We start from the raw sequence: 2,501 nt of genomic DNA, 5'->3' as shown, positions 1-2,501 counted from the left end.
GTGCTCCGGGGCGACCGCCCTCCACCGTGACGTGCAGCTCAGCCCCAGGCGTTGTTCTGGTTCTGGCCGTGGGAGCCGTGCTGCCCGGCGCCGAACTGGGCGGCGATGCCCTGTCCGATGGCCGCGTGCTGCGGGGGCATGACCTCGCTGGGCTGAACGAGGGCGAAGCCGTTGCCGAGGAAGCTGAGTTCCCAGCCCTCGCCCGTGTCGCCGCGACGGCGACGGACGCTGGAGTTGGTGGTCTGGGCCTGCATCTGGACGCGGAGTCCGGTGGACCAGGCGACGATGGCGTCCGCATCGGCGCTGACGTACTTCTCGGGCGTGACCTGCATCATCAGCGGCTGCCCGGAGGTCATCAGGGCGACCTTGCCGCGGCCGGTGATGTTGAGCTGGTACTTGCCGGACCCGGAGATGCCGTACTGGCTGTCGACGGCGATGACTTCGGTGTGGAGGGTCGAATCGAGCGCCAGGACGTAGGCGCTGTCGACGGTCAGTCCCTCCTGCTCGACCTCCACGACGTGGATGTACTGGGCCAGGTTGGCGAAGTAGACCGTGCCCTGGCCGGAGCAGCGCATCAGTTCCAGGCCCTCGCCCGTGCGGGCCCGGGCGCTTCGCTGGCTCTGCGTCTGGTACTCGCCGTCGAAGTCGACGAGTCCCTGGTACGCGACCATGGCGCCCTTGCGGGCGAGGACGTCGTCCTGCCCGGTCAGGCTGACCCGCAGGAGCTGCGGGTTCTGGATGGCGTACCGCTCCTGGCTCTGCTGTTCGGCATGGTTGAAAAGCGGGCTCTGCATGGTGTGTTCTCGCTCCCCCTCAGCCCCGGACCCGCAGGCGGTCGGTGCTGTCCTCGCTCGGCTGTACGACGACGATGCCCTGGCCCGAGAAGGCCATCTGGTACGCCTCGCCGCTGCCCCGCCCGATGAGGGAGGACGCCTTGAAGCTGCGCTTGCCCTTGACCTTGAGCGCGGGCGACCAGGCGACGAGCGCATCGGGGTCGACGTAGGTCTCGTCCTCGCCCCGGCCGCAGTCGACGACGATCGGCGTGCCGCGCGAGGTGAGCGCGACCCAACCGGTGCCGGAGATCTCGACGTTGAACAGGCCCTGGCCGGCGAGCTTGGCGAGCCCCTTGACCCGCTCGACCTGCCACTGGAGGTGGGCGTCGAAGGCGAGCACATTGGTGCCGTTGACCGAGATCGAGTCGTTCTGGAGGTTGATGACGACGACGTCGGCACCGTAGTCGGCGAGGTAGAGCAGCCCGTCGCCGGAGCACTTCATGAGGGGGGTGTTCTCGCCGGTGACCCACTGCTGGGCGACCTGGCGGACGGCGGGCGGATTGGGCTCGTAGGTGATGAAGCCCTCGTAGGCGACCATCGAGCCGGAACGGGCGTACAGGTCCTGGCCGGAGGCCATGGCGACCTTCAGCATGGTGCTGCCGTGGTTCTCCATGCGGGCCGCGACGGGGGTCGGGGCGTAGCCCGCGAGTTGCTGGTTCATGACGGGCTCCCTCAGACCTCGTAGGGCTGGACGACGATGAAGTTGCCGGGGGCTCCCCGGAACTGCAGGTTCACGGTCTCTCCGCTGTGGCCGGGGTAGGAGTTGCGGCGCAACCGCACCTGGCTGGAGAGGACGACCTGGGAGGCGGACGACCAGGCGACGACCGCGTTGCAGTCGGCGAAGGTCGTCGGCGTGACCGGCAGGACGACGGGGACGCCGTGGGTCTTGACGACGACGGTGCCGGTGCCCTGGAACTGCATGGTGAACAGGGCGCCGCCGGGGATGCCGTGGCCTTCGATGCGACGGACCTCGTACTGGAGGGACTCGTCGAACGCGAGGACGTTCTCCGCCGAGACGCAGATGCCGTCGCCCTGGAGCTCGATCGGGTGGAGGTGGGCGCCCTCCTCGGCGAGGAAGACCTGGCCGCGTCCGGTGCAGCGCATCAGCTGCATCTCCTGGCCGGTGGCGTTGCCGATGATCCGGCCGGCGAAGCCCGCGCCCTTGTAACCGAAGTCGACCTTGCCCTGGTACATGACCATGGAGCCCTGTCGGGCGAGGACGGGTGTGCCGCCCATGGCGAGGTCCACCCGCATGAGCTGCTGGTTCTGCGGGGTCCAGCGGGCCCCGGTGGCGGTCTCCTTGTACGGCGCGAGCGCTGCGGCGAGTCCCGCTCCGGTCGCCGGGACGCCCTGCGGGACTCCCGCGGGCTGCTGCCCGTACGGGAAGGGGGCGGGCTGCCCGTACGGGGTCTGCGGCGGCTGGCCCTGCCCGGGATGCACGGCGGGGACCTGCCCCGGCGGCTGTCCGGGGACCTGGCCGTACTGGGGCGGCTGCCCGTAGGGGGCCGGAGCCGGAGCGGGCGGCGGCACGGGGGCCGGAGCCGGAGCGGGCGGCTGCCCGTAGGGGGCCGGAGCCAGGGGGGCGACCATGGTGGGCGCCGTGTGGACCTGCGGGGCCTGCGGCGCCGGCGGCACGGGGGCCTGCGGCGCGGCGGGCGTCCCGAACGC

At 71.0% G+C, this 2,501-nt stretch carries 3 protein-coding genes; all 3 read right to left on the bottom strand.

What is annotated here, in order from left to right; translation table 11 throughout:
• Window positions 1-38: 38 nt before the first annotated feature.
• Window positions 39-794 carry an AIM24 family protein gene (locus ACFW22_RS35760; RefSeq protein ID WP_384886919.1) on the bottom strand — a complete coding sequence of 252 codons (756 nt, stop codon included), beginning with the start codon at window positions 792-794 and terminating at the stop codon, window positions 39-41.
• A gap of 19 nt (window positions 795-813) precedes the next feature.
• Window positions 814-1,494, bottom strand: coding sequence for an AIM24 family protein (locus ACFW22_RS35755; protein ID WP_386412954.1), 681 nt, complete (start codon window positions 1,492-1,494; stop codon window positions 814-816).
• Between the two features lie 11 nt (window positions 1,495-1,505).
• Window positions 1,506-2,501, bottom strand: a 996-nt coding sequence (locus ACFW22_RS35750; protein WP_386412952.1) for an AIM24 family protein, incomplete at its 5' end; no start/stop codon positions are given.

The sequence above is a fragment of the Streptomyces sp. NPDC058872 genome (assembly GCF_042743065.1).
Classification (GTDB): Bacteria; Actinomycetota; Actinomycetes; order Streptomycetales; family Streptomycetaceae; genus Streptomyces.
This window is presented reverse-complemented; position numbering and strand designations above follow the sequence as displayed.